We start from the raw sequence: 25,542 nt of genomic DNA, 5'->3' as shown, positions 1-25,542 counted from the left end.
CAGGAGGAGCGCTCTATGACACAGCACGAACGGTTTTGCCAGGCCTGCGGAATGCCGATGTCCGCACCCGATGCGCAAGGGGCCAGCGATAAATATTGCGCGTATTGCAGCGACAGCGACGGTAATCTGAAATCCTGGGAAGAGGCCGTATCCGGTCTGGCGGCTTTTCTAGACTCCTGGCAAAAGGTGGGCGTAGCGGAATCACGGAAACGGGCAAAACGTTACCTGACGGCGATGCCTGCCTGGGCGCACAAAGCGGACGAGTAATTTGCCCGGGCGCCGGGAAGAAATCATTCCGGGGGACAGACCGCCATGCCGACAACGATGCTATAACGTTTTTGTACGCCATCCGGACGGGAATAAATGCGCGTTTGTGGATGACGACCTGCAGGCAGGAGCATGCATGGATGGGTTCTTCATGCGGATGAAATAAACGCCTGGCGTTCTCCCCCTTGTCAGGATGCGTTATTGCCTGGTTTTTTAAGGGTTCGGTTTCTGTATTTAACCCAGCACTTTTCACGTCATACAACATATTGATGTGATGAATCTCTCATTTCAACGACACCAACTGGACAGTAAGTTATCGCGTGTGTTAGTTATTTAATCACGCAAGAGAACAGATTTAATTTAAACAAAAGTTAAACCTTTCTCACTTTGCTAAAAAATTGCATTGATAATGCTTTGGATTCCCGAACCATTATCAAAAGGGTATGTGAACAGAAAGCCCTCAGAGACGCGAGTCTCTGAGGGCTTTTTTTTTGTTTTTTATCTCAGGAGTAAATAAATGTCTAAAGAACGTCGTCTCTCAAGAATATTCGCAAAAGATGGTAAATCCGTGACCTTAGCGCTGGATGGCTACTATTTTTCCACGAAAACAAATGGTATTGATAATACGATAAATCAGCTCCCTGCTCTGGTGGAACACGGCCTGGATTGCGCGCTCGTCACGTACGGCATGTTGAAGAATTATCGTGAAGCGCTGAACAGCGTTCCCGTTGTGTTACGCGTCGACAGCACGGTCAGTATCTTTGACAATACCGTTCCCGATACTACCCCCGTTTTTTCCGTCGAAGATGCGCTTAAAGTCGCTGCCGAGGGAGTGGTCTGCATGACCTTCCCTGGCGCCTTCAATGAAGAAAAAACCCACATTATGGCGATGCAACTCGCGCAGGCAGCGGATCGCTGGAACGTACCGCTGATTGTCGAATCGCTCCCGTATGGTTATCCCGTCACCAGCGATGACTCTAACAATCCGGCCATCATCGCTGCATCGGCCCGCGCAGCGGTGGAGCTGGGCGCGGACGTCATCAAAACGCGTTTTACCGGTTCACCAGAGGACCGACTGATCGTTGAAGCTGCTGGCGTGCCGGTGCTTGCCTTAGGGGGGCCAAAAACCGGCATCGATGGTTACTTCAAATTTGTTCAGCACTGTATGCAGATGGGTGCGAAAGGCGTGGCTGTGGGACGAAACATTACCCAGGATCCGCAGCCGGCGAAAGTGGTAGCAGGTCTGAATGCCATCATCCATGAAAACGCAACAGCGGAAGATGCATACAGCCTCTACATGGCTAAATAACATCGGAAATTAATATGATTTCAAATAACACCATCATCCCTTCCATCAGGAAGTATAAATACTTTGAGAAAGCATTATCCTGCCAGTCAGAATATGTGCTGCTATCCGAAGCGAATATCGGCAATCTGCAGTCGCTGATTGGCAAATGCCATCAAAGCGGTAAGAAAGCCCTCGTTCACCTTGAATTACTGGGTGGTTTCAAACCGGATCAGGCGGGGATCAATCTACTGAAAAATTATTACAAGGTTGATGGTGTTATTTCTTCCAATCTCTCCGCGCTACGCTACGCCAAAAAAGAGGGATTGCTGACCGTATATCGGGTTTTACTTATCGATTCGCGATCGCTTGATCAGTCGCTCGATATTGTTAAACACAGTCCACCGGACGCAATTGAAATCTTACCTGCTGAATATGCCTGCCAGTGTCTGGAGTTGATTAGCCGAAATTTGAAAGGCTTTGATGTGGTATTCATCGCCGGAGGCTTTGTTAAGCGCAAATACCTTGTAGATAAAATATTCCATGCCGGATTTAAAGGGATAACCACCAGCGAGCCCGGCTTATGGTAACCAATAAGGAGTCCACGCGAATGAAAGATGAATACGTCATGGGCATCGACAATGGTGGAACCGTCACCAAGGCAGCCATCTATGACCGTAAAGGACAGGTGCTCGCGATCGCCTCAAAATCCACGCAGATGCTGACACCCCGGGAATTCCACACAGAGCGCAGTATCGATGAGCTGTGGGCCGCTAATGTCGAAGTGATTAAAAAAGCGATTGAGCAATCAGGTATCGATGCCAGCCAGATAAAAGGAGTGGCCGTCACCGGTCATGGTAACGGTCTGTATCTGGTTGACGAAGAAGGTCACCCGGTGCGTAACGGCATTATATCCACCGACAGCCGGGCAAAAGAGTACGTTGAGAGATGGCAACGCTCGCCAGAACTCCTTACCGACATTTTGCCAAAAACAATGCAGTCCATCTGGGCCGGACAACCTGTCGCCTTGCTGGCATGGCTGAAGGACTTCGAGCCCGAGACGCTGCAAAAAGCGCGTTATATTTTTATGGTCAAGGACCTGATCCGTTTTTACCTGACCGGAGAGGCTTTTCTTGAGCTGACCGATATCTCAGGCACCAACCTGATCAACGTACGTGACTGCAAGTATGACGATGAACTGCTGGCATGGTGGGGACTTGATGAACTGCGGGACAAATTGCCCCCCATCAAACGCTCAACGGAATGCTGCGGAAAAATCACTGACGATGTCGCCCGTCTGACCGGTTTATGCGCAGGTACGCCGGTTTCTGGCGGGGTGTTTGATATCTCGGCCTCTTCCATTGCCTCGGGGATCAACAGTCTCGATAAGATGGCGATCGTCACCGGCACCTGGAGCATAAACGAATACGTTACCGACCACCCGGTTATTGATAAAGATCTGTTTATGACCTCCATTTATCCCATTGAGGGTAAATGGCTCATCACCGAGGCCAGCCCCACCTCCGCGAGCAACCTGGAGTGGTTTATTAACAACTTTATGGAGAGCGATCGGAAAACCTCCGCCGAGCAAGGATCGTCGGTCTATGACCTGTGCAATAAGCTGGTTTCGTCCACGACGCCGGATGAAAGCCACCTGCTGTTCTTTCCGTTCGTGTTTGGCTCTAACACCATTCCCGACGCCTCGGCCGGCTTTATCGGTGTAAACAGCTTTCATAAAAAAGCCCATTTTCTGCGGGCGATTTATGAGGGCGTGGCCTTTAGCCATCTCTACCACACCGAGCGCTTGCGCAATATTAACCCGAAGTTAAGCCGCACAATTCGTATTGCCGGCGGTGTCACGAACTCCCCGGTCTGGCTACAGATATTCGCCGATATCTTCCAGGCCACGCTGGAAATTGTTGACGTCAAAGAGCACGGGACCCTGGGTACCGCGATGACCGCAGCCGTCATGGTGGGCTGGTTTGCAGAGGTATTTGCTGCCTCAAACGAAATGGTCCATGTCTCACGCACCGTCTCCCCTAATCCGGAAAATCACCGGGTCTACCAGACCAAATACCAGCTTTATAAAAACCTGTTATCAGAAATGCAGTCGCCGTGGAAAAGCTGCAGCAACTACATCGCGCACTAAGTGAGGAAAAAATGGATCTGAATTTAACGAATCGTACGGCCATCGTGACAGGCGGCGCAACCGGCCTGGGGAAAGAGTTTGTTCTTTCTCTCGCCAAAGAAGGCGTCAATATCTGCTTTACCTATATGCGGGAAGAAGAGCATCCCGAACGGCTGATCGAAACGGTGAAGGCCAGCGCGAACGTAGAGATCATCGCGGTTAAAACCGATCTCTCTGACGAACAGAGCCGGGAAAATCTGTTTGCCACCTGTATCGACAGACTGGGCAAAGCCGACATTCTGGTGAATAACGCCGGGATCTGGCTGAGCGGCTACGTCACCGAGATCAGCCCGCAGGACTGGGATCTGGTGATGAATGTCAATCTGAAAGCCATCTTCCATCTCAGCCAGCTATTTGTAAATCACTGCCTGCAGCATGACCGGATGGGCAGCATTCTGAATATTACCTCGCAGGCCGCGTTCCACGGCTCCACGACGGGACATGCGCACTACGCGGCAAGTAAGGCCGGTCTGGTCGCCTTTGCTATCTCTCTGGCGCGGGAAGTCGCCAAACAAAAAATCAATGTGAACAATATCGCCGTCGGGATCATGGATACTGCGATGATCCGTAAGAACATTGAGCAAAACCCTGACTATTACGTCAGTCGTATTCCGGTGGGCCGCGTGGCTCAGCCTCAGGAAATTGCCGACATCGGTGTCTTCATGGTTTCTCCTAAGACCAGCTATATGACGGGAGCAACTCTGGACGTTACCGGCGGTATGTTGATGCGTTAATCGAGGGAGAATCATTATGAAATGTCTGGCAATTGCCGATCTGTTTATCAATGCAGCAATGATGGAATCAGGACTGAAAGCGCTCAGGGATAACGGGATTGAAGTCGAAGTACGCGAGTGGTCACATGACTCCATTGAGAAACTTCAGGAAGATAATCTGCGGGTTGAACAGGAAGGCGCGGAAGCCGTGGCCTTACCGGAAGATCTGCTTCAGGGAGCGGGTGATTTTGACATCCTGATCACTCAGTTTGCCCCCGTCAATACTGCGGTGTTCGATAAACTACCCACGCTGAAATATGTAGGCGTACTCCGCGGTGGCGTGGAAAACGTGAATCTTGAGGTGGCGAACGCCCGGGGCGTTGAGGTGATGAACACCCCTGGGCGTAACGCTCGCAGCGTCGCTGAATTCACGGTCGGCATGATCCTGGCGGAAATGCGCAATATCGCCCGGTCACACGATGCCCTGCGTGATAAATACTGGCGTAAAGACAGCCCGAACCATCAGGCGATCCCGGAGCTTGGCGGAAAAGTCGTGGGGCTGGTTGGCCTCGGCCATATTGCCCAACTGGTCGCGGGATTTCTCAGCGGCTTTGGCACGGAGATTATCTTTTACGATAAGTACGTTGCAGGCCATGAACGTTATGAGAAAGTCGATTCACTGGACGAACTGGTACAACGCGCCGACGTTATCTCGTTACATGCTCGCCTGACGCCGGAAACCGAAAATCTGATTAACGCACACCATTTCGCGCTGATGAAGCGCAGTGCCATCATTGTTAACACGGCACGCTCCGGGTTAATCAATGAAAAAGAGATGATTGATGCGCTCAGATCCGGGCAAATTATGGGCGCCGCGCTTGATACCTTTGATGATGAACCGCTTCCTGACGACAGTGCATTCTATATCCTGAATAACGTGACCATTACGCCGCATATTGCCGGGAGTACCATTGACGCATTCAGTAATTCGCCCAAACGCTTCGCTGAGATCCTTTTAAAGAAACTCAGTTAAATACTAAAAGAACCATTAAAGGTATTAACAGGGCCCAATGGGCACGGGTTAACTCGTGCCCAATTCGCCCGCCTTTTAAGGAATCATTATGGATATTATCAACAGCATTATTAGTCTGGGGGCATCAGTAATGATGCCAGTAATATTCTTTATTATCGCGCTTTGCTTTGGCGTTAAAATCGGTACGGCATTTAAAGCAGGGATGCTGGTCGGCATTGGTTTTGAAGGGGTGGGGCTGGTGATTGGCCTGCTGCTGACAAACCTGGGCCCGGCATCGCAGGCGATGGTTGAGCGTATCGGCCTGCAGTTAACGGTCGTTGATACCGGTTGGCCTACCGCATCGACTATTGGCTGGGGTTCGCCGCTGATGCTGCCCGTCGTGGTGGGCTTTATCGTCATCAACCTGGCCATGCTTCTGTTGAAATTAACCAAAACGGTGAATATCGATATTTTTAATTACTGGATTTTCCTGATCATGGGGTCTGTGGTCTATGCCGGAACGGGAAATTACTGGCTTTCTGTCGGTATTACTTTCGCTATTTTTGTGTTGACGCTATTGGCCGCAGATTTAACGGCGCCGTATTTACAAAAAAACTATAATCTTAAAGGGATATCATTCCCACATCTTACCTGTATAGCTTACGTGCCGTTTGGCATTGCCTGTAATTACATCATTGATAAGATCCCGCTCATCAATAAAATCAATTTTGATCCGGAAAGTATTAATAAAAAGTTCGGCGTTTTTGGCGAGCCTCTTACCCTGGGGTTTGTGCTGGGACTGCTGTTGGCCTTCCTGGCTGGATATGACATTTCCGCTGCCGTTTCACTGGCCATTAAGGTTTCAGCCGCCATGCTGCTGCTGCCGAAAATGATTGAAATTCTGGTGCAGGGATTGTTGATTGTTCGTGATGCCGCTGAAGCAAAACTGAAGGCTAAATTTCCGGGGCGCGATTTTTACATCGGGATGGATACGGCGTTATTGATCGGTGAACCTTCGGTACTGGCGACCGGTCTGCTGTTAATCCCTATGGCTGTGGTGCTGTCTATCATTCTGCCCGGCAACCGCGTACTGCCCTTTGTCGATCTGGCTTCGTTAATGTTCCTGCTGGCAATGGTCACGCCGTTCTGTAAACGAAATATGTTCCGCATGTTCATAACCGGAACCCTGATCGTGACCTGCATCCTGTATGTCGGGACGGACATTTCGCAAGAATATACTCAGGCGGCGGTGAACTCACATATTCCGGTACCGGAAGGGATGGCCGAGATCACCAATATCGTCGGCGGCGCCACGACGCCTGTCGGCTGGCTGGCCGTCAAATTTGGCGAGTTTTTTAGCGCCACACCTTAGTACAAGACCACTTAAGTAAACAGAGGGCAAACTGTTGCCCTCTGTTTCTTCCTCTCATTCTGTGCGCTGAATAGCTGGCTCAGCGACGCCCCTGGTTTGAACATCTGACCAGCGCGTCCGCCCCCTGCGCGGCGAGGTGGCTCATTTCTTTTGTGACCCCTCCCGTTTTCAACTCTACCTGCTATGCTCCTTCTTTCCCTGTTCACAGGAGATCCCATGCTGACTATCTGGGGCCGAAAAACTTCCTCTAACGTGCAGGCGCTGATGTGGTGTGTTGGCGAGCTTGGGCTGGACTATCTCCGCTTCGACGTGGGCCATCGCTATGGCGGTACCGACAGCGAGGCGTTTTATCAGCTCAATCCCAATCGTACGGTGCCAGTGCTGCAGGATGGCGATAATCCGCCGCTGTGGGAAACCGGCGCGATCCTTCGCTATTTAGCCAGCCGCTACACCGACGACGCCTTCTGGCCGGGCGACCTGCTGGCTCGTACTGAGATTGATCGCTGGGCCGAGTGGTCAAAGCAGAATATTGCCCTCGGCTTTACGGCGCCGGTGTTCTGGCGCGTGGTGCGCACGCCCGCCGCCGAGCGGGATCCGCAGGCCATCGCCGCGGCGGTGACGGCCCTGGAGCAAAAGCTGGCGATTGCCGAGGAACGTCTCGCCAGCAGTCGCTATCTGGCGGGCGATACGCTCACCCTGGCCGACATCCAGTTTGGTCATGTGCTGTACCGCTACTTTGCAATCGATATCACCCGTCGTCCCCTCCCCCATCTTGCGGCCTATTATGCACGGCTAACCGCACGGCCCGCCTTTCGCCAACACGTCATGGTCAGCTACGAGGAGCTGAAAGTCTGAAGATGGTCGGTAGCGCCTCCCGACGCTACCGACACGCTGGTTAACGCGCCATCAGGACAAACACGCCCCAGCCGAGATATTCCCGGGTCCAGGTGACGTGGTGCAGCGGCGCGGTGGTCAACTGCTGGCGAACCTCCGGCGCGAAGTCATCGTGCGGATTGGCCTCCAGCCAGCGGCGCATCGTCAGCCATTTCGCCGCTTCATAACGATCCCAGCCCTCCTGGTCCGCCAGCACCATCTCCACTACGTCATAGCCCAGTTCGCCGAAGTGGGCGACCAGCGCCGGCAGCGTCAGGAAGTCGTCGGGAGAGTGCGCGCCGCAGGCAACCGCCTCTTCCGCCGTGGCGGGGCGTTTGCGCCACCATGGCTCGCCGATCAGCAGCATACCGCCTGGGTTAAGGCTCTGCTTCAGCAGCGCAATCGTGCCTGCCACGCCGCCGCCGATCCACGTTGCCCCCACGCAGGCGGCAATATCGCACGGCTGACTGGCGACATACCCGCTGGCATCCTGGTGCAAAAAGGTCACCCGGTCGCTCACCCCGAGCGCCTCTGCCCGGGCGGCCGCCTGCTGGCTGAACAGCAGGCTCATGTCCACCCCGGTGCCGACGATCTGATGATCGCGCGCCCAGCTACAGAGCATCTCTCCGGAGCCGCTGCCGAGGTCAAGAATGGAGGCGCCCGGCGCCATTCGCAGCGCCCGCCCCAGCGTGGCGTACTTTTCCGGGGTAAAGGGGTTATGAATACGGTGTTCGCTTTCACTGATAGTAAAAATGCGAGGGATATCGATCATGGGTTTTTCTCCTTGAGAGCCATACGCCCGGGCAGCGACCCTGCCCGGGTCGCTGTATCAGCGGTTGTCCGCCTGTGCGCGAACGTTGGTCAAACCGGTGGTGTTGATCCGGTACGGCTGGCCATTCACCGACTTAATCAGCTTTTTGGTTTTGAGCTTTTTGAAGACCGCGAGGGTGCAGTCGCTCAGCAACAGCCCTTCCCGGGTGTAGCATTCGACGGCGGTAATGCGGCCGGAGGTATCGCGGACGTGCGCAATACGGCCACCTTTGGCGAGTACGTGTAAGGTCCGTTGTTCCTGACGGGATAAATTCATACTGAAACCTGTTCATTATCATGTGCGAAAACATGCCTACACCCGCAGGTGTGTGCGTAAGGTTTAAGCGCAGCGATAATCAGTCCGGCCTGGGCAGGTCGGGAAGCTGATTATCTGATAATGACATTCTCCAGCATCGAAGCCTCGGTGAGCATTGAAAGGTATTTACCGGCTGAATGTTAACACCTTCATCTGGTAAGGGTATTGCACAGATTAAAAACTGTGATCGGCGTTATGATTTATCCTCAGCCTTCCCGGCATTTTGCCTTTTCCGCCACCCGCTTTGTTCCTCAACGTTAACCACCGCCTTATCCCCCTCGCGTTGTTAAATAATTGTTGTCAGATCACAAAATAGAAACAAAAAGGCCATTCCGTACGCATTTTATAAAAATGTAGATATTTTTAATTTATGGCTACGAAATGAACATCACCCTGACCTTCCATTCCATTGCGAGGAACGATCCTGATGAACGCCCTGACCGCAGTAAAACCGACATCCGCGCCGTTAGCTCAACACTTCCCTGGCTTTACCGTCGCCCCTTCCGCCCAGTCGCCGCGCCTGCTGGAGCTCACCTTTTCCGCCGACACCACCGCCCAGTTTCTGCAGCAGGTCGCGCAGTGGCCGGTGCAGGCGCTGGAGTACAAATCTTTCTTACGCTTCCAGGTGGGCAAGATCCTCGACGATCTGTGCGGCAACCAGCTGCAGCCGCTGCTGATCAAAACGCTGCTCGACCGCGCGGAAGGCGCGCTGCTGATCAACGGCGAAGGGATCGATCACGTTAGCCAGGCCGAGGAGATGGTCAAGCTGGCCACCGCCGTGGCGCACCTGATTGGCCGTTCCAATTTCGACGCCATGAGCGGCCAGTATTACGCCCGTTTCGTGGTGAAAAACGTCGATAACTCCGACAGCTATCTGCGCCAGCCGCACCGGGTGATGGAGCTGCACAACGACGGCACCTACGTCGAAGAGCAAACCGACTATGTGCTGATGATGAAGATCGACGAGCAGAACATGCAGGGCGGCAATTCCCTGCTGCTGCATCTCGACGACTGGGAGCACCTCGACGAATTCTTCCGCGACCCGCTCGCCCGCCGCCCGATGCGCTGGGCCGCGCCGCCGAGCAAAAACGTCAGCAAAGATGTCTTCCACCCGGTATTCGACGTCGACCAGTTAGGTCGCCCGGTGATGCGCTATATCGACCAGTTCGTCCAGCCGAAAGATTTCGAAGAAGGCACCTGGCTGAGCCGCCTCTCCGACGCGCTGGAGACCAGCAAAAACATTCTTTCTGTACCGGTTCCGGTAGGCAAATTTCTGTTGATAAACAACCTGTTCTGGCTGCACGGCCGCGACCGCTTTACGCCGCACCCGGACCTGCGCCGCGAGCTGATGCGCCAGCGCGGCTACTTTGCGTATTCCACGAATCATTACCAGACTCATCAATAAGGGTTTTCAGGCGAAGGAATTGAGCGGATGTATGATTTCGTGATTATCGGCGGCGGCATCATCGGCATGTCGACCGCCATGCAGTTAATTGAGATTTACCCGGACGCCCGCATTGCGCTGCTGGAAAAAGAGGCCGGCCCGGCCTGCCATCAGACCGGCCATAACAGCGGCGTGATCCACGCCGGGGTGTACTACACGCCCGGCAGCCTCAAGGCGCAGTTTTGCCTCGCCGGCAACCGCGCCACCAAAGCCTTTTGCGAGCAGAACGGCATCCGCTACGACGTCTGCGGCAAGATGCTGGTCGCCACCTCGCCGCTGGAGATGGAGCGGATGCGCGCCCTGTGGGATCGCACCGCCGCCAACGGCCTGCAGCGGGAATGGCTGAGCGCCGGGGAGCTGCGCGAGCGCGAACCGAACATCAGCGGACTCGGCGGGATCTTCGTCCCTTCCAGCGGCATCGTCAGCTACCGCGACGTGGCGGCGGCGATGGCGAAGAACTTCGAATCGAAAGGCGGCGCCATCGTCTACAACGCCGAAGTCAGCGCCCTGAAAGAACACGCCAGCGGCGTGGTCGTCCACACCCGCCAGGGCGGCGAGTATGAGGCCTCGACGCTGATTACCTGTTCCGGGCTGATGGCCGATCGACTGGTGAAAATGCTCGGCGTCGATCCCGGGTTTATCATCTGCCCGTTCCGCGGGGAGTATTTCCAGCTCGCTCCGCAGCACAATCAGATCGTCAACCATCTGATCTATCCGATCCCCGATCCGGCGATGCCGTTCCTCGGCGTCCACCTGACCCGCATGATCGACGGCAGCGTCACCGTCGGCCCCAACGCCGTGCTGGCCCTGAAGCGCGAAGGCTATCGCAAGCGCGATATTTCGCTGGCCGATACCCTGGAGATCCTCACCTCGCCCGGCATTCGCCGGGTACTGCAAAACAACCTGCGCTCCGGGCTGGGCGAAATGAAAAATTCGCTGTGCCGAAGCGGCTATCTGCGGCTGGTGCAGAAATACTGCCCGAGCCTGACATTGCGCGATTTGCGCCCGTGGCCGGCCGGCGTGCGGGCGCAGGCGGTATCGCCGCAGGGCAAACTGATCGACGATTTTCTCTTCGTCACCACCGCGCGTTCCATTCACACCTGTAACGCGCCGTCACCCGCGGCGACGTCGGCTATCCCGATCGGCGCGCATATCGTCAGCAAGGTGCAGACCCTGCTGGCCAGCCAGAGCAATCCCGGACGCACGCTGCGTGCGGCACGTAGCGTGGAGACACTACACGCCGCTTTTACCCGTTAACCCCCTGAAGACAGGAAGCGATTATGCAACTCAACGATATGACTCTGTTTCGCCAGCAGGCGCTGATTGATGGCCAGTGGCGCGATGCGCCCAACGGCGACGTGATTGCGGTGACCAACCCCGCCAACGGCGAGCAGCTCGGCAGCGTGCCGAAAATGGGCGCTGACGAAACCCGACAAGCGATCGAAGCCGCTAACCGCGCCCTTCCCGCCTGGCGCGCTCTCACCGCCAAAGAGCGGGCGAATATTCTGCGCCGCTGGTTCGATCTCATGCTGGAGAACCAGGACGATCTCGCCCGTCTGATGACCCTCGAACAGGGGAAACCGCTGGCGGAAGCCAAAGGCGAAATCAGCTACGCCGCCTCCTTTATTGAATGGTTCGCCGAAGAAGGTAAACGCATTTACGGCGACACCATTCCGGGCCACCAGGCCGACAAGCGCCTGCTGGTGATTAAGCAGCCCATCGGCGTCACCGCCGCCATCACCCCGTGGAACTTCCCGGCGGCGATGATCACCCGCAAAGCGGGCCCGGCGCTGGCCGCGGGCTGCACCATGGTCCTGAAACCGGCCAGCCAGACGCCGTTTTCCGCGCTGGCGCTGGCCGAACTGGCGAATCGCGCAGGGATCCCCGCCGGGGTGTTCAACGTCGTCACCGGCTCAGCCGGCGCGGTCGGCGGCGAACTGACCAGCAACCCGCTGGTACGCAAGCTCTCCTTTACCGGCTCGACCGAGATTGGCCGCCAGCTGATGGAGCAGTGCGCGAAAGATATCAAAAAAGTCTCCCTGGAGCTGGGCGGCAACGCGCCGTTTATCGTCTTCGACGATGCCGATCTCGATAAAGCCGTCGAGGGGGCGCTGGCGTCGAAGTTCCGCAACGCCGGGCAAACCTGCGTCTGCGCCAACCGCCTGTACGTCCAGGACGGGGTGTATGACCGTTTCGCCGAGAAGCTGCAGCAGGCGGTGGAAAAACTGCGCATCGGCGACGGCCTGCAGGAGGGCGTCACGACCGGCCCGCTGATCGACGAGAAAGCCGTCGCCAAAGTTGAAGAACACATTGCCGACGCCATCGCCAAAGGCGCAAAGGTGGTCACCGGCGGCAAACCGCACGCCCTGGGCGGCAACTTCTTCCAGCCCACCATCCTGGTCAACGTGCCCGACAGCGCCAAAGTGGCGAAAGAGGAGACCTTCGGCCCGCTGGCCCCGCTGTTCCGCTTTAAAGATGAAGCCGACGTCATTGCCCAGGCCAACGATACCGAGTTCGGTCTCGCCGCCTATTTCTACGCCCGCGATCTGAGCCGTGTGTTCCGCGTCGGCGAAGCGCTGGAGTACGGCATCATCGGCATCAATACCGGAATTATCTCCACCGAAGTCGCTCCGTTCGGCGGCGTTAAGGCCTCCGGCCTCGGCCGCGAAGGGTCGAAGTACGGCATCGAAGACTACTTAGAAATCAAATACATGTGTATTGGCCTTTAACAGGAGTGACGGATGAACAGCAATAAAGCAATGATGGCGCGTCGCAACGACGCGGTCCCGCGCGGCGTCGGCCAGATCCATCCTGTCTTCGCCGAGCGCGCGGAAAACTGCCGGGTGTGGGACGTCGAAGGGCGGGAATATCTCGATTTTGCCGGCGGTATCGCAGTGCTCAATACCGGCCACCTGCATCCGCAGATTGTCGCCGCCGTGGAGGTCCAGCTGAAAAAGCTGTCCCATACCTGCTTCCAGGTGCTGGCCTACGAGCCCTACCTGGCGCTGTGCGAAAAGATGAACCAGAAGGTGCCTGGTGATTTCGCCAAGAAAACCCTGCTGGTGACCACCGGGTCGGAAGCGGTGGAGAACGCAGTGAAGATCGCCCGCGCGGCAACCGGGCGCAGCGGCGCGATCGCCTTCACCGGCGCCTATCACGGCCGCACTCACTACACCCTGTCGCTGACCGGTAAAGTGAATCCATACTCCGCCGGTATGGGCTTAATGCCGGGTCACGTCTATCGCGCCCTCTATCCGTGCGCGCTGCACGGCGTCAGCGATGAAGAGGCGATCGCCAGCATCCATCGCATCTTCAAAAACGATGCCGCGCCGGAAGATATCGCCGCCATCATTATCGAGCCGGTGCAGGGTGAAGGCGGATTCTATGCCGCCTCCCCGGCCTTTATGCAGCGCCTGCGCGCCCTGTGCGACGAGCACGGCATTATGCTCATCGCCGATGAAGTACAGAGCGGCGCGGGCCGCACCGGTACCCTGTTCGCCATGGAGCAGATGGGCGTCGCGGCGGATATCACCACCTTCGCCAAATCCATCGCCGGCGGTTTCCCGCTGGCGGGCGTCACCGGCCGCGCGGAGGTGATGGACGCCATCGCCCCGGGCGGACTGGGCGGCACCTACGCCGGCAACCCCATCGCCTGCGCCGCCGCCCTGGCGGTATTGCAGATTTTCGAGCAGGAGAATCTGCTGGAAAAAGCCAACCAGCTCGGCGATACCCTGCGCCAGGGCCTGCTGGCGATCGCAGAAGATCATCCGGAGATCGGCGACGTGCGCGGTCTGGGAGCGATGATCGCCATTGAGCTGTTTGAAGAGGGCGACCACAGCAGGCCGAACGCCAGGCTGACGGCGGATATTGTCGCCCGGGCGCGCGACAAAGGTCTGATCCTGCTCTCCTGCGGGCCGTACTACAACGTGCTGCGCATCCTGGTGCCGCTGACCATCGAAGAGGCGCAGATCGAGCAGGGGCTGAAGATCATTGCCGACTGCTTTACCGAGGCGAAACAGGCATAGCACACCAGACATGCGGACACGAAGTACGTTAGTAAGGGAATAAAGACGAGACCTGCAAAACAACAATAATACGCGTGCCCCGGCGCGGGAATGTCGGGGCGCTCTCCCAGGTGACACACTTCGAGAGGGTAAATGATGGGGCAACTGTCGCAATCACAGGATTTAGGGGCGGGGCTGAAGTCGCGCCACGTCACGATGTTATCTATCGCCGGGGTGATCGGCGCGAGTTTATTTGTCGGATCCAGCGTCGCCATTGCCGAGGCGGGCCCGGCGGTGCTGCTGGCCTATCTGTTTGCCGGGCTACTGGTGGTGATGATTATGCGTATGCTGGCCGAAATGGCGGTCGCCACGCCGGATACCGGCTCCTTTTCCACCTATGCCGATAAAGCCATCGGCCGCTGGGCGGGGTATACCATCGGCTGGCTGTACTGGTGGTTTTGGGTATTGGTTATTCCGCTGGAAGCCAATATCGCGGCGATTATTTTGCATTCATGGGTGCCGGGCGTCCCGGTGTGGCTGTTCTCTCTGGTCATCACCCTCGCCCTCACCGGCAGTAATCTGCTGAGCGTCAAAAACTACGGCGAATTCGAGTTCTGGCTGGCGCTGTGCAAAGTGGTCGCTATTCTGGCGTTTATCGTACTGGGCGCGGTCGCCATTACCGGCTTTTATCCGTATGCCGAGGTGAGCGGCATTTCGCGTCTGTGGGATCACGGCGGCTTTATGCCCAACGGCTTCGGCGCGGTGCTGAGCGCGATGCTGATCACCATGTTCTCGTTTATGGGCGCGGAGATTGTCACTATTGCCGCCGCCGAATCGGATACCCCGGATAAACATATCGTGCGCGCCACCAACTCGGTGATCTGGCGTATCTCTATTTTTTATCTGTGCTCGATCTTTATCGTCGTCGCCCTCATCCCATGGAATATGCCGGGGCTGAAGAGCATCGGCTCCTACCGCTCGGTGCTCGAGCTGCTGCATATTCCCTATGCCAAGCTGATTATGGACGGCGTGATCCTCCTGTCGGTCACCAGCTGTCTGAACTCGGCGCTGTATACCGCCTCGCGGATGCTCTACTCCCTGAGCCGCCGCGGCGATGCGCCAGCCTTCATGGGGCGGACCAACCGCAGCAAAACGCCGTACGTGGCGGTGCTCCTCTCCACCGGCGCGGCGTTCCTCACCGTGGTGGTGAACTACTACGCGCCTGCCAAGGTGTTTAAATTCCTCATCGACAGCTCCGGCGCCATCGCCCTGCTGGTCTATCTGGTGATTGCCGTTTCGCAACTGCGGATGCGTAAAATCCTTCAGGCGCAAGGCGGCGAGATCCGTCTCAGAATGTGGCTCTATCCGTACCTGACCTGGCTGGTGATCGCCTTTATCACCTTCGTGCTGGTAGTGATGCTGTTCCGTCCGGCGCAGCAGCTGGAGGTGATCTCTACCGGCCTGTTAGCATTGGGAATTATTTGTACGGTACCGATTATGTCGCGCTGGAAAAAGCTGGTATTGTGGCAAAAACTGCCGCTGCAAAATACGCGTTAACCCTGTTCCCGGCCCCCGCCGGGAAGAGTATTCAGGAGTAAGATCATGACCGCCATTTCCCAGGCGACGGCCATTGACGGGTACCGTTGGTTAAAAAACGACATCATCCGCGGGGTCTACCAACCCGATGAGAAGCTGCGGATGAGCCTGTTGACCTCGCGCTATGCCCTGGGGGTCGGTCCGCTGCGCGAGGCGCTTTCGCAGCTGGTGGCCGAGCGGCTGGTGACGGTGGTCAATCAGAAAGGCTATCGGGTGGCGCCCATGTCGGAACAGGAGCTTCTCGATATCTTCGACGCGCGCGCCAACATGGAAGCCATGCTGGTGCGCCTCGCCATCGAGCGCGGCGGCGATGAGTGGGAGGCGGAGCTGCTGGCCCGCGCCCATCTGCTCAACAAGCTGGAGTCGTGCGAGGCAAGTGAGCGCTTACTCGATGAGTGGGACCAGCGCCACCAGGCGTTTCACACCGCCATCGTCGCCGGCTGCGGTTCGCAGTATCTGCTGCAAATGCGCGAGCGGCTCTTCGATCTGGCAGCCCGCTACCGTTTTATCTGGCTGCGCACCACCGTCCTGTCGGTGGAGATGCTGGAAGATAAGCATGTCCAGCATCAGACCCTGGTGGACGCTATTCTGGCGCGCGACGCCGAGCAGGCCAGCGCGCTGATGCGCGAGCACTTACTGACGCCGATCCCGATTATTCAGCAGGCGATGGCCGGCAAGCTGCAGCCGCAGGCAGTGTGAGCCAGGTGGAGGGTGGAGAGTGCGGGTGGGGCGGCAAAACCTTCGTCACGCTCCTCCACGCCGCACGGGCGTGGAGGAATCGTATCTGTAGATCAATCAGGCGCGCAGGCGAACCGGCTCGCTGAAATCGTCGGCCGGTTCCAGCTTCAGATTAAAGGTGGTCAGCAGCGCTGCGGCGCGCTCGTGAAACTCGCGCAGCGTTTTTTCCAGTCTGTCGCTCACTTCCGGGTCGTCAATGTCGACCGCCTGCCATGCCCCTTCTTTATTGAACAGGCCAAACTGGTAGCTATAGGTGAAACGTGACTCTTGTGCTTCCATTTCCATCCACCAGCCCCAGAATTCACGCTTCTCCGGTGCGGGCTTAACGTTGACGCAAACTGCCAGGCAATCGAAAAAGAAACGGTTGTCATGGCACTGCTCTTCGCGAATGTAAGGCCCTAGCGCCGTGAATTTCTTGATCAACTTACTTTTCAGGTGTCCACTCGGTAACGTCATTGCGATCTCCTTTAGTGATGCAACTGTTTTACCAAACCAATAGAATTTAGCAATAAATTAACCAAATCTATGGTTGATCCAGCGGGCGATCTGTCGCAATGCGTGATCAAAATTGCGATACACCGGGTTAAACGGGATCTCCAGCAGTTTGCCATCGGCAGATGACGAGGTGATTAACCGCGACTCCTCTTCGGGGCTGAACGGATCGTCCTTCCAGAAGCCGGAGAGCATCGGCGTCGGGCAACGGCGTCCCAGCAGTCCCTGGGTTTTTAACGAGTAGCGGTTGAGCTCCACGCGCAGCGCTTCATCGGACGCGTCATGCATGCCCAGCCGCGAGGCCAGCACGTCGAGGTACATCTCCGGCACGCGCCCCTGATGCAGAGGATCCACCAGCAGACCGTGGACCACCGGCCCCAGACAGGCTACGGCCTTCAGCCGCTGCGGCTCCAGGTAACCGAGACGCACCGCGATATTGGCGCCAAAACGGAAGCCGAAGGCGGCGACCCGGGTATGGTCGATCCATGGCACATTTTCCAGATGGCGCAGCGCGTGCTGATGCAGCAGGCTGGTGTCCTGATTCAGCGTCCATTTTGACGAGAAGCCGATGGAGGGCATATCAATGGTCAGCATGGCAATGCCGAGCGGTGAGAAGTAGTTCTCATACAGGTTGTAATAATCCGTCTGCAGCGAGTCCAGCCCCCCACACATCAGCACCGTCGGAAACGGCCCCTCGCCTTTCGGCATATGCAAAAAGCCGGTGATCGGCGAACCGCCAGGGATGGTGAACTCCAGCTCGCGCAGGGCGCCAGGCAGCCGCTGGGCGGCCTCTTCATACGCCCGGTTGGCTAAAGCCTGCGCCTGTTCCGCCAGCTCATCGCCTTTAATATGCGGATAAGCGGCAATGCTGTACAGGTTCGAAGCATGCAGCCAGTGGCGGCCGCTCAGCAAAGGATCGGCTTCCTGGCCGGCCTTTTGCTGCCACTGCATCGCCTCTTTCGCCCACTCAAAGATCCAGTTGCCGCCGCGATAGCCGATGACGGTATCGAACAGCTCGGGATCCGTTCGTTCGGCCTCGCTCATCACAATGCGCGCTTGCACATCAAGGATCTCCTGCGGGGTTACGCCGCGCCAGATCCACATTAAGCGATTGATCAGACGGTACCAGTGTTCGACGTGATTGCCGCTCAGCGCTGACTGCATCGCCTGGGGTTTTCCAGCAGAAAACCGGCGCACCAGCGTAGAGGTTTCGGGATGTTTGAAGCGAGGTTTAAACAGCGTTTCGCTGAGGTTAGCCTGTGACATGTGCAGTCTCCGTCGTAGTGCCACTCCGGATATTGTAACCTGCTATAGGATAAAAAAAACCACGCCCGGCAAGCCGGGCGTGGTAAATAGCACTGTCCTGAAGAATTAACGACCTGCGATAGGGGGTACAAACACCACGCCCATATCCCACGGCTGTTCAATCCAGGTATCCTGCGGAATATCAACCACGTAATCATCCACCAGCGGACGGCCTGCCGGTTTGGCGAAAATGGTGACGAAGTGCGCTTTGGGATACATTTCGCGGATCGCCACGGCGGTCCCGCCGGTATCCACCAGATCGTCGATAACGATAAAGCCTTCGCCATCGCCTTCCGCACGTTTCAGCACTTTCAGCTCGCGCTGGTTATCATGGTCGTAGCTGGAGATGCATACGGTATCAACATGACGAATGCCCAGTTCACGCGCCAGTAAGGCTCCCGGTACCAGTCCACCGCGGCTAACGGCAATAATGCCTTTCCATTGCTCAACCGGCAGCAGACGGCTGGCCAGTTTGCGGGCGTGAATCTGCAACATGTCCCAGGTGACGACGTATTTTTCGCTCATGTGAAGTGTCCCAGCCTGTGTAATACGGCTTAAATAATGTTCGAGGGGGAAAATGGTTGCGCGAGATTATAGAGATCTGACGCACTAAAAACCAGTGTTAAGCGGTTTGCGCAACGCTTTTTGCGTTGTTTACACTACCTGCGGCGGTGGAAAGTGGTATTCTCACCCCCATCGCGCAAGCCCGGGCTTGTTGTGTATTTTAACGCTAACCCTCGTCCTGCAACCGCTGTATGCAGGAGTCTGTAAGGAGACTTACCGTGTCTGAACTGTCTCAACTATCCCCGCAGCCGCTTTGGGATATTTTCGCCAAGATTTGCTCCATCCCGCACCCGTCCTATCACGAAGAACAGCTCGCCGAGCACATTATGGGTTGGGCAAAAGAAAAAGGCTTACACGCGGAACGCGACCAGGTTGGCAACATTCTGATTCGTAAAGGCGCGACTGCCGGTATGGAAAACCGTAAGCCGGTAGCGCTGCAGGCGCACCTCGATATGGTGCCGCAGAAAAATAACGACACCGTCCACGACTTCGCCAAAGATCCGATCCAGCCGTACATTGACGGCGAATGGGTGAAAGCGCGCGGCACCACGCTGGGCGCGGACAACGGTATCGGGATGGCGTCCGCACTGGCGGTACTGGCCGACGACAGCGTCGCTCACGGCCCGCTTGAAGTGCTGCTGACCATGACCGAAGAAGCCGGTATGGACGGCGCCTTCGGTCTGCAGGCCAACTGGCTGCAGGCCGATATCCTGATCAACACCGACTCCGAAGAAGAAGGCGAAATCTATATGGGTTGCGCCGGCGGGATCGATTTCACCTCAAACCTGGCGCTGACCCGCGAAGCGATTCCGGCCGGTTTCCAGAGCTTTAAAGTGACCTTAAAAGGGCTGAAGGGCGGCCACTCCGGCGGTGACATCCATCTCGGTCTGGGTAACGCCAACAAGCTGCTGTCGCGCTTCCTTGCCGGTCATGCCGATGAGCTGGATCTGCGTCTGGTCGATTTCAACGGCGGTACGTTGCGCAACGCCATCCCGCGCGAAGCATACGCTACTGTCGCCGTCGCCGCGGATAAAGCCGATGCGCTGAAAGCGCTGGTGAATACTTACCAGGCGCTGCTGCAAAACGAGCTGGCGGCCAAAGAGAAGAACCTGGCGGTGCTCCTGGAAGCGGTAGAGAACGACAAAGCGGCGCTGACTCAGGCCTCCCGCGACGGTTTCATCCGCCTGCTGAACGCCACGCCGAACGGGGTTATCCGCAACTCTGACGTGGCGAAAGGCGTAGTGGAAACTTCGCTGAACGTCGGCGTCGTCACCATGACCGATGACAACGTGCAGATCCACTGCCTGATCCGCTCGCTGATCGACAGCGGCAAAGACTATGTGGTCAGCATGCTGGAATCTCTGGGTAAACTGGCGGGGGCGAAAACCGAAGCCAAAGGCGCTTACCCTGGCTGGCAGCCGGACGCCAACTCGCCGGTGATGCACCTGGTGCGCGAGACTTACCAGCGTCTGTTCAACAAGACGCCGAACATCCAGATCATCCACGCCGGTCTGGAATGCGGCCTGTTCAAAAAACCGTATCCGGAGATGGACATGGTCTCCATCGGGCCAACCATTACCGGTCCGCACTCCCCGGATGAGCAGGTCCATATCGAGAGCGTCGGCCAGTACTGGACGCTGCTGACCGAGCTGCTGAAAGCCATTCCGGCTAAATAAGCCCCACCACCGGCGGCAGCCCGCCGCCGGTTTCTCCCCCTCACCTTAGCGTCCCGCGCTTTCCATCCGGTAGTTAATAAACCACTCCCCGCGCGCCGCCACCCGCTGCTCAGCCACCACCTTAAAGCCATGGGCCGTAAAACAGGGTCTCGCGGTAATGCTGGCGTCCACCGTCAGGATTTGCGCAGGATACTGAGCGCAGAGCGCCTCGATAAGCGCGCCGCCGATACCCTGCCGGCCGTGATCCGGCGAGACAAAGAGCAAATCGATATGCGTCCCGATGGCGGTGATAAAGCCAACCGGTTGACTCTCTATCTCCGCCACCAGCCCGTTTGCATCAGCCAGCTTTTGCCGCCAGCGCGTCTCATCCACCTGCGCCCAGGCCGCAATCTGTGCCGGAGTATAGTCCCGGCTGGCCGTTTCCCGCACCGCGCGCAGGAATATCCGACAGAGCAGTGGTAAATCGTTGTCGCGGTAAGGACGAATGTGCATGGTTAAATCCCTAATAAAAGCTGCCTTTCCAGCTGCGGATCGAGGAGCGTCACGTGGAGCCCAACCAGGCGCACGCCACGTCCGCCGCGGCGCTCATCCCAGGCCTTGTGCGCGGTGGCAATCAGATCCGCTTTGTTCAGCTGCGGCCAGACGTGCTCCTGGGTGGTCAGCTGGAAGTCATTGAATTTCAGTTTAATACCCTGACGGGCGATCAGCAGGTCCGGTTTGACCTTCGCCAGCCGGCGCTCCAGTTCGGGATAGAGATTTTCGATAATCGCTTCGCACTCTGACCATTCATGGATATCTTCCGCTAACGTCCGCTCTACCCCCACTGACTTGCGCTGCCGGTCGTTATGGATTTCCTGCTCATCAATCCCGTGGCTGCGCTCCCACAAAATACGGCCGAATTTACCGAAGCGCTTAAGCAGCATGGCCAGATCGCTGTTCTGTACATCGCCACAGGTACGCAGGCCCATATTTTCCAGCTTCGCCGCCGATACCTTCCCGACGCCGGGTATTTTCGCCAGCGGCAGCGCCCGTACAAACTCAGCCACCTGATGGGGAGCGATAACGAACTGGCCGTTGGGTTTATTCATGTCGGAGGCGATTTTGGCAAGAAACTTTACCGGCGCTACCCCCGCCGAGGCGGTGAGGCGCAGCTCCCGTTCGATGGTTTCGCGGATCTCCTGGGCGATCAGGGTGGCCGACCCGTGACAATGCACGCTGTCGCTGACGTCAAGATAGGCTTCATCCAGCGACAGCGGCTCAATGCGCGAGGTATAGCGGGAGAAAATTTCGCGGATATGGTTCGAGGCTTCTTTGTAGGCATCAAAGCGGCCGGGAAGCAGCGTGAGATGCGGGCACAGCTTGAGCGCCGTCGCCGTCGGCATGGCGCTGCGCACGCCAAACTTACGCGCAGGATAGTTCGCGGTACTAATCACCCCACGCTGTACCCGACTGCCGCCTATCGCGAGAGGTATATCGCGCAACGCCGGGTTGTCGCGCATCTCCACCGCCGCAAAGAAACAGTCCATATCGACATGGATAATTTTACGCATCGTCAGACTCAACACTGTATACCCATACAGCATAGCAAAACTCGCTGCGAATTTTATGCTTTTTTTATTTCATCGCCCAGAAAAGCGGTTAAAACATAAAACTGCAATAAATTATGTTTATTTTCATAAAGTTAACCGATAAATCTGGAAGATATAATCATGAAGAAAATACTTACCGCACTTTGCCTGCTGGCCTCCGCCGGCGCCTGGGCCGCCCCGCAGCTGATTGCCCATCGCGGCGGCACCGGCGATGCGCCAGAAAATACCCTGCCGGCCATTAAGCTGGCGCTGGAGAATAACGCCGAGGCGATCTGGGTCACGGTGCAGTTAAGCCACGACGGCGTGCCGGTGCTCTACCGGTCAAGCGATCTTTCCGCATTAACCAATAGCGAGGGCAACGTTTCCAGTTTGACCGCCGCCGAGCTGGCGAAAGTCGATGCCGGCTGGAAATGGGGTGATGACAGCCACCCCTGGCGCGGCAGGCAGGCCACCATTCCCACGCTGCAAGCCGTTTTGCAGCAATGGCCGCACACGTTCTTCTACATCGACATTAAATCTCCGGATGCCGACCCGACCGTGATGGGCGAGCGCCTGCTTGCGGTGTTAAAAGCTACGCACAGCCTCGATCGCGTGCGGGTCTATTCCACCGAAGACCGCTATATCGCCGCGCTGCCGCCGGCTATTCCCCGCTTCGTCACCCGCAGCGAAACCCGCACCAGACTTGCCAGCATTTCGCTCAGCCATCAGTGCCAGCCTGCCAGCCAGCGCGAAGGCGACCAGTGGTATGGGCTGGAGCTGAAGCGCAAGGTAGAGGTGGTGGAGAAATTCACCCTTGGGGTAGGGGTCTCCCCGGCGACGCTCACCTGGGATAAAGAGGCGATGGATTGCTTCCGCTCGCAGGGTAAAGCGCACATTATCTTCTTCGGCATCAACAGTGCGGAAGATTACCGCACGGCGAAAGAGCTGGGCGCTGACGGCGTGATGGTGGATTCCCCGGCGCAGGCGAAAAGCTGGCAGTAAGGGAGTCAATGGCTAAAAAAGGCCGCGAAAGCGGCCTCACGTTGCTGGCATGTTGTTGCCGGGTGGCGGCTACGCCTTACCCGGCCTACCCTTCCAGGACTGGCTGTTAACTCACCGCCGGGCCTGGGGCAGTTGAAACTACCGGTGCTGGCCGGAGCCCGGAGGCGGCGGCGACTGGCCGCCCCCGGTGCGCTCCCTGCGCCATGAGTGGCATCACGCAAAAGAAATATCGGGAGCGCAATCTGCCCGGAAACCTCACAGATTACAAAATGCGCCGCTGCTGGCGCTGCGCCTCGCGGGCGAGACGTTTCTTACGCGCGTCGCAAGGCTCAGGACAGTCGCAGACTTTCTCCAGTCCCAGCGAGGAGATCCCGCCGCAGCTGCCCTGAATGCTCTTGCGCTTCACCAGGTAGCCCAGCGACATCCCGAGGATCACCAGCGCAAAAATCACAAAGGTTGCGACAAACACCGTCAGCATCGTCAGCCTCCAAAGTCGTCGAGCAGAATATTCTCGTCCTCGACGCCCAGATCCTTCAGCATCTTAATCACTGCGGCATTCATTACCGGCGGCCCGCACATGTAGAACTCGCAGTCTTCCGGCGCCGGATGATCGCGCAGATAGTTCTCGTACAGAACGTTATGGATAAAGCCGGTATGCCCCGTCCAGTTATCTTCCGGCAGCGGATCAGAGAGCGCAACGTGGAAGGTAAAGTTCGGGTTATCCCGCGCCAGCTGTTCAAACTCATCATCGTAGAACATCTCGCGCAGCGAGCGCGCTCCGTACCAGAAGCTGATTTTACGTGTGCTGTGCAGGCGCTTGAGCTGGTCGAAAATATGCGAACGCATCGGCGCCATCCCGGCGCCGCCGCCGATAAACACCATCTCGGCGTCGGTCTCTTTGGCAAAGAACTCGCCGAACGGCCCCGAAATCGTCACCTTATCGCCCGGCTTCAGCGACCAGATATAGGACGACATGATCCCCGGCGGGGCATCCGGCACCTTCGGCGGCGGCGTCGCAATGCGCACGTTGAGCATAATGATGCCCTTCTCTTCCGGATAGTTAGCCATCGAGTAGGCGCGCAGGGTCGGCTCTTTCACCTCAGAGACGTAGCGGAACAGATTGAACTTGTCCCAGTCCGAGCGGTATTCATCCGGGACATCGAAGTCAGCATAGGCCACTTTATGCGGTGGGCATTCGATCTGAATATAGCCCCCGGCGCGGAACGGCACCACCTCCCCCTCGGGGATCCGCAGCTTGAGCTCTTTAATGAAAGTGGCTTTGTTATCATTGGAGATAACTTCGCATTCCCATTTTTTGACGCCGAAGATTTCTTCCGGTAGCTCAATCTTCATGTTTTGCTTCACCGCGACCTGGCAGGCCAGACGGCAGCCGGCTTTGGCTTCGCGTTTGGTAATATGCGAAAGCTCGGTCGGCAGGATATCGCCGCCACCCTCTTTGATAGTCACCCGACACTGGCCGCAGGAGCCGCCGCCGCCGCAGGCGGAGGAGACAAAAATCCCGTTGCTGGACAGCGTGTTCAGCAGCTTATCCCCCGCCGGGGTACGGATCTGCTTATCCGCTTCGTTATTGATCTCAATAACCACGTCGCCCGCGTTCACCAGCTTTGAGCGCGCTGCCAGGATAAGCCCCGACAGCACCAGCACAATCAGCGTGAACATCACGACGCCAAGAATAATTTCCATACTTATTCGCCCTTATAGCTGCACGCCGGAGAAGGACATAAAGCCCAGCGCCATCAACCCGGTAGTGATAAAGGTGATCCCTAACCCGCGCAAACCGGCAGGCACGTTGGCGTACTTCATCTTTTCGCGGATCCCCGCCATCGCCACGATCGCCAGCATCCAGCCGATGCCGGAGCCAAAGCCGTAAACGATGGATTCCGGGAAGTTGTAATCACGCTGCACCATGAACGACACACCGCCGAAAATCGCGCAGTTAACCGCAATCAGCGGCAGGAAGATCCCCAGCGCGTTGTATAGCGCCGGGAAGTACTTATCGAGGATCATCTCGAGGATCTGCACCAGCGCGGCGATCACCCCGATAAAGGTGATGAAGTTCAGGAAGCTGAGGTCTACCCCCTCCACCAGCGCGCCGTCGCGCAGCACCAGGTTATACACCAGGTTGTTGATCGGTACGGCAAGACCCAGCACCACCGTCACCGCAACGCCGAGGCCGAAGGCGGTGGAGACCTTTTTCGACACCGCGAGGAAGGTACACATCCCGAGGAAAAAGGCCAGCGCCATGTTCTCAACAAACACCGCGCGGACAAACAGGCTAATGTAATGAGCCATCATC

At 57.0% G+C, this 25,542-nt stretch carries 26 protein-coding genes; 16 read left to right on the top strand and 10 right to left on the bottom strand.

Annotated elements, in window-relative coordinates; translation table 11 throughout:
• Positions 1-15 precede the first annotated feature (15 nt).
• The 8 genes from ACOI7D_RS16925 (at position 16) to ACOI7D_RS16890 (ending at position 7,692) form a co-directional block, all read left to right on the top strand.
• A complete protein-coding gene (locus tag ACOI7D_RS16925) occupies positions 16-267 on the top strand; it encodes a zinc ribbon domain-containing protein (protein ID WP_023288528.1) in 252 nt (83 codons plus the stop codon).
• Positions 268-784: 517 nt separating this feature from the next.
• Positions 785-1,576 carry a class I fructose-bisphosphate aldolase gene (locus tag ACOI7D_RS16920; protein WP_002889868.1) on the top strand — a complete coding sequence of 264 codons (792 nt, stop codon included), beginning with the start codon at positions 785-787 and terminating at the stop codon, positions 1,574-1,576.
• A 14-nt stretch (positions 1,577-1,590) separates the two neighbouring features.
• On the top strand, positions 1,591-2,142 hold the full coding sequence (locus tag ACOI7D_RS16915; RefSeq protein ID WP_109546630.1) for a glycerol-3-phosphate responsive antiterminator: 552 nt from the start codon (positions 1,591-1,593) through the stop codon (positions 2,140-2,142).
• Between the two features lie 20 nt (positions 2,143-2,162).
• Positions 2,163-3,701 (top strand): FGGY-family carbohydrate kinase, encoded by a 1,539-nt coding sequence (locus tag ACOI7D_RS16910; RefSeq protein ID WP_109546631.1) that lies wholly within the window; start codon positions 2,163-2,165, stop codon positions 3,699-3,701.
• 11 nt (positions 3,702-3,712) lie between these two features.
• Entirely contained in the window at positions 3,713-4,474 is a 762-nt protein-coding gene (locus ACOI7D_RS16905) for an SDR family NAD(P)-dependent oxidoreductase (RefSeq protein WP_023288524.1), read from the top strand.
• Positions 4,475-4,490: 16 nt separating this feature from the next.
• Positions 4,491-5,486: a 2-hydroxyacid dehydrogenase gene (locus tag ACOI7D_RS16900; protein WP_109546632.1), complete on the top strand. Its 996-nt coding sequence runs from the start codon at positions 4,491-4,493 to the stop codon at positions 5,484-5,486.
• A gap of 88 nt (positions 5,487-5,574) precedes the next feature.
• Positions 5,575-6,837, top strand: a complete 1,263-nt coding sequence (locus ACOI7D_RS16895; protein WP_023288522.1) for a PTS galactitol transporter subunit IIC — start codon at positions 5,575-5,577, stop codon at positions 6,835-6,837.
• A 216-nt stretch (positions 6,838-7,053) separates the two neighbouring features.
• Positions 7,054-7,692: a glutathione S-transferase family protein gene (locus ACOI7D_RS16890; RefSeq protein ID WP_109546633.1), complete on the top strand. Its 639-nt coding sequence runs from the start codon at positions 7,054-7,056 to the stop codon at positions 7,690-7,692.
• A 40-nt stretch (positions 7,693-7,732) separates the two neighbouring features.
• Here ACOI7D_RS16890 and ACOI7D_RS16885 read toward each other — a convergent pair whose 3' ends face one another.
• On the bottom strand, positions 7,733-8,482 hold the full coding sequence (locus tag ACOI7D_RS16885; RefSeq protein WP_032453047.1) for an SAM-dependent methyltransferase: 750 nt from the start codon (positions 8,480-8,482) through the stop codon (positions 7,733-7,735).
• A 57-nt stretch (positions 8,483-8,539) separates the two neighbouring features.
• Positions 8,540-8,797 (bottom strand): YjhX family toxin, encoded by a 258-nt coding sequence (locus tag ACOI7D_RS16880; protein ID WP_032453046.1) that lies wholly within the window; start codon positions 8,795-8,797, stop codon positions 8,540-8,542.
• A 466-nt stretch (positions 8,798-9,263) separates the two neighbouring features.
• Here ACOI7D_RS16880 and glaH point away from each other — a divergent pair, with 466 nt between their 5' ends.
• The 6 genes from glaH (at position 9,264) to csiR (ending at position 16,579) form a co-directional block, all read left to right on the top strand.
• A complete protein-coding gene (glaH, locus tag ACOI7D_RS16875; RefSeq protein ID WP_048334107.1) occupies positions 9,264-10,241 on the top strand; it encodes a glutarate dioxygenase GlaH in 978 nt (325 codons plus the stop codon).
• A gap of 27 nt (positions 10,242-10,268) precedes the next feature.
• Positions 10,269-11,537, top strand: a complete 1,269-nt coding sequence (lhgO, locus tag ACOI7D_RS16870) for an L-2-hydroxyglutarate oxidase (RefSeq protein WP_032453044.1) — start codon at positions 10,269-10,271, stop codon at positions 11,535-11,537.
• A 23-nt stretch (positions 11,538-11,560) separates the two neighbouring features.
• Positions 11,561-13,009: an NADP-dependent succinate-semialdehyde dehydrogenase gene (gene gabD, locus ACOI7D_RS16865; RefSeq protein WP_023288516.1), complete on the top strand. Its 1,449-nt coding sequence runs from the start codon at positions 11,561-11,563 to the stop codon at positions 13,007-13,009.
• 12 nt (positions 13,010-13,021) lie between these two features.
• Positions 13,022-14,305: a 4-aminobutyrate--2-oxoglutarate transaminase gene (gabT, locus tag ACOI7D_RS16860; RefSeq protein WP_109546634.1), complete on the top strand. Its 1,284-nt coding sequence runs from the start codon at positions 13,022-13,024 to the stop codon at positions 14,303-14,305.
• Positions 14,306-14,440: 135 nt separating this feature from the next.
• On the top strand, positions 14,441-15,841 hold the full coding sequence (gene gabP / locus ACOI7D_RS16855; RefSeq protein WP_050533149.1) for a GABA permease: 1,401 nt from the start codon (positions 14,441-14,443) through the stop codon (positions 15,839-15,841).
• Between the two features lie 45 nt (positions 15,842-15,886).
• Complete coding sequence (gene csiR / locus ACOI7D_RS16850; RefSeq protein WP_023288513.1) at positions 15,887-16,579, top strand: DNA-binding transcriptional regulator CsiR; 693 nt, start codon at positions 15,887-15,889, stop codon at positions 16,577-16,579.
• A gap of 96 nt (positions 16,580-16,675) precedes the next feature.
• Here the strand turns inward: csiR and crl are convergent, their stop codons facing one another.
• From crl to gpt, 3 genes are all read right to left on the bottom strand, one after another.
• Positions 16,676-17,074 (bottom strand): sigma factor-binding protein Crl, encoded by a 399-nt coding sequence (gene crl / locus ACOI7D_RS16845; protein WP_060591687.1) that lies wholly within the window; start codon positions 17,072-17,074, stop codon positions 16,676-16,678.
• A gap of 57 nt (positions 17,075-17,131) precedes the next feature.
• Positions 17,132-18,376 carry an esterase FrsA gene (gene frsA / locus ACOI7D_RS16840; protein WP_023288512.1) on the bottom strand — a complete coding sequence of 415 codons (1,245 nt, stop codon included), beginning with the start codon at positions 18,374-18,376 and terminating at the stop codon, positions 17,132-17,134.
• A gap of 105 nt (positions 18,377-18,481) precedes the next feature.
• A complete protein-coding gene (gpt, locus tag ACOI7D_RS16835; protein ID WP_002889733.1) occupies positions 18,482-18,940 on the bottom strand; it encodes a xanthine phosphoribosyltransferase in 459 nt (152 codons plus the stop codon).
• Positions 18,941-19,197: 257 nt separating this feature from the next.
• On the opposite strand from gpt, the gene pepD reads away from it, so the two are divergent.
• Positions 19,198-20,655, top strand: a complete 1,458-nt coding sequence (pepD, locus tag ACOI7D_RS16830; protein WP_023288511.1) for a cytosol nonspecific dipeptidase — start codon at positions 19,198-19,200, stop codon at positions 20,653-20,655.
• 45 nt (positions 20,656-20,700) lie between these two features.
• Here the strand turns inward: pepD and ACOI7D_RS16825 are convergent, their stop codons facing one another.
• Positions 20,701-21,147 (bottom strand): GNAT family N-acetyltransferase, encoded by a 447-nt coding sequence (locus tag ACOI7D_RS16825; protein ID WP_060591685.1) that lies wholly within the window; start codon positions 21,145-21,147, stop codon positions 20,701-20,703.
• Positions 21,148-21,149: 2 nt separating this feature from the next.
• Entirely contained in the window at positions 21,150-22,205 is a 1,056-nt protein-coding gene (gene dinB / locus ACOI7D_RS16820) for a DNA polymerase IV (protein WP_109546635.1), read from the bottom strand.
• 159 nt (positions 22,206-22,364) lie between these two features.
• Between dinB and ACOI7D_RS16815 the strand changes: the two genes are divergently transcribed.
• Positions 22,365-23,225, top strand: coding sequence for a glycerophosphodiester phosphodiesterase family protein (locus tag ACOI7D_RS16815; protein WP_109546636.1), 861 nt, complete (start codon positions 22,365-22,367; stop codon positions 23,223-23,225).
• A gap of 262 nt (positions 23,226-23,487) precedes the next feature.
• Here the strand turns inward: ACOI7D_RS16815 and nqrM are convergent, their stop codons facing one another.
• From nqrM to nqrE, 3 genes are read right to left on the bottom strand one after another with little or no spacing between them, the layout of a single operon-like run.
• Positions 23,488-23,703 carry a (Na+)-NQR maturation NqrM gene (gene nqrM / locus ACOI7D_RS16810; RefSeq protein WP_004204638.1) on the bottom strand — a complete coding sequence of 72 codons (216 nt, stop codon included), beginning with the start codon at positions 23,701-23,703 and terminating at the stop codon, positions 23,488-23,490.
• 2 nt (positions 23,704-23,705) lie between these two features.
• Entirely contained in the window at positions 23,706-24,929 is a 1,224-nt protein-coding gene (gene nqrF / locus ACOI7D_RS16805) for an NADH:ubiquinone reductase (Na(+)-transporting) subunit F (RefSeq protein WP_004204637.1), read from the bottom strand.
• A 12-nt stretch (positions 24,930-24,941) separates the two neighbouring features.
• Positions 24,942-25,538, bottom strand: a complete 597-nt coding sequence (nqrE, locus tag ACOI7D_RS16800; RefSeq protein WP_004177335.1) for an NADH:ubiquinone reductase (Na(+)-transporting) subunit E — start codon at positions 25,536-25,538, stop codon at positions 24,942-24,944.
• Between the last annotated feature and the right edge of the window lie 4 nt (positions 25,539-25,542).

The organism is Klebsiella sp. C360 (assembly GCF_048822415.1).
Classification (GTDB): Bacteria; Pseudomonadota; Gammaproteobacteria; order Enterobacterales; family Enterobacteriaceae; genus Klebsiella; species Klebsiella quasipneumoniae.
Note: the sequence above shows the minus strand (reverse complement) of the source record. Positions and strands in the feature narration are given on the sequence as shown.

Coding starts and splice junctions, on each gene's coding strand:
- ACOI7D_RS16925 (WP_023288528.1), top strand. CDS start 16: ATGACACAGCACGAACGGTTTTGCCAGGCCTGCGGAATGCCGATGTCC.
- ACOI7D_RS16920 (WP_002889868.1), top strand. CDS start 785: ATGTCTAAAGAACGTCGTCTCTCAAGAATATTCGCAAAAGATGGTAAA.
- ACOI7D_RS16915 (WP_109546630.1), top strand. CDS start 1,591: ATGATTTCAAATAACACCATCATCCCTTCCATCAGGAAGTATAAATAC.
- ACOI7D_RS16910 (WP_109546631.1), top strand. CDS start 2,163: ATGAAAGATGAATACGTCATGGGCATCGACAATGGTGGAACCGTCACC.
- ACOI7D_RS16905 (WP_023288524.1), top strand. CDS start 3,713: ATGGATCTGAATTTAACGAATCGTACGGCCATCGTGACAGGCGGCGCA.
- ACOI7D_RS16900 (WP_109546632.1), top strand. CDS start 4,491: ATGAAATGTCTGGCAATTGCCGATCTGTTTATCAATGCAGCAATGATG.
- ACOI7D_RS16895 (WP_023288522.1), top strand. CDS start 5,575: ATGGATATTATCAACAGCATTATTAGTCTGGGGGCATCAGTAATGATG.
- ACOI7D_RS16890 (WP_109546633.1), top strand. CDS start 7,054: ATGCTGACTATCTGGGGCCGAAAAACTTCCTCTAACGTGCAGGCGCTG.
- ACOI7D_RS16885 (WP_032453047.1), bottom strand. CDS start 8,482: ATGATCGATATCCCTCGCATTTTTACTATCAGTGAAAGCGAACACCGT.
- ACOI7D_RS16880 (WP_032453046.1), bottom strand. CDS start 8,797: ATGAATTTATCCCGTCAGGAACAACGGACCTTACACGTACTCGCCAAA.
- glaH (WP_048334107.1), top strand. CDS start 9,264: ATGAACGCCCTGACCGCAGTAAAACCGACATCCGCGCCGTTAGCTCAA.
- lhgO (WP_032453044.1), top strand. CDS start 10,269: ATGTATGATTTCGTGATTATCGGCGGCGGCATCATCGGCATGTCGACC.
- gabD (WP_023288516.1), top strand. CDS start 11,561: ATGCAACTCAACGATATGACTCTGTTTCGCCAGCAGGCGCTGATTGAT.
- gabT (WP_109546634.1), top strand. CDS start 13,022: ATGAACAGCAATAAAGCAATGATGGCGCGTCGCAACGACGCGGTCCCG.
- gabP (WP_050533149.1), top strand. CDS start 14,441: ATGGGGCAACTGTCGCAATCACAGGATTTAGGGGCGGGGCTGAAGTCG.
- csiR (WP_023288513.1), top strand. CDS start 15,887: ATGACCGCCATTTCCCAGGCGACGGCCATTGACGGGTACCGTTGGTTA.
- crl (WP_060591687.1), bottom strand. CDS start 17,074: ATGACGTTACCGAGTGGACACCTGAAAAGTAAGTTGATCAAGAAATTC.
- frsA (WP_023288512.1), bottom strand. CDS start 18,376: ATGTCACAGGCTAACCTCAGCGAAACGCTGTTTAAACCTCGCTTCAAA.
- gpt (WP_002889733.1), bottom strand. CDS start 18,940: ATGAGCGAAAAATACGTCGTCACCTGGGACATGTTGCAGATTCACGCC.
- ACOI7D_RS16825 (WP_060591685.1), bottom strand. CDS start 21,147: ATGCACATTCGTCCTTACCGCGACAACGATTTACCACTGCTCTGTCGG.
- dinB (WP_109546635.1), bottom strand. CDS start 22,205: ATGCGTAAAATTATCCATGTCGATATGGACTGTTTCTTTGCGGCGGTG.
- ACOI7D_RS16815 (WP_109546636.1), top strand. CDS start 22,365: ATGAAGAAAATACTTACCGCACTTTGCCTGCTGGCCTCCGCCGGCGCC.
- nqrM (WP_004204638.1), bottom strand. CDS start 23,703: ATGCTGACGGTGTTTGTCGCAACCTTTGTGATTTTTGCGCTGGTGATC.
- nqrF (WP_004204637.1), bottom strand. CDS start 24,929: ATGGAAATTATTCTTGGCGTCGTGATGTTCACGCTGATTGTGCTGGTG.
- nqrE (WP_004177335.1), bottom strand. CDS start 25,538: ATGGCTCATTACATTAGCCTGTTTGTCCGCGCGGTGTTTGTTGAGAAC.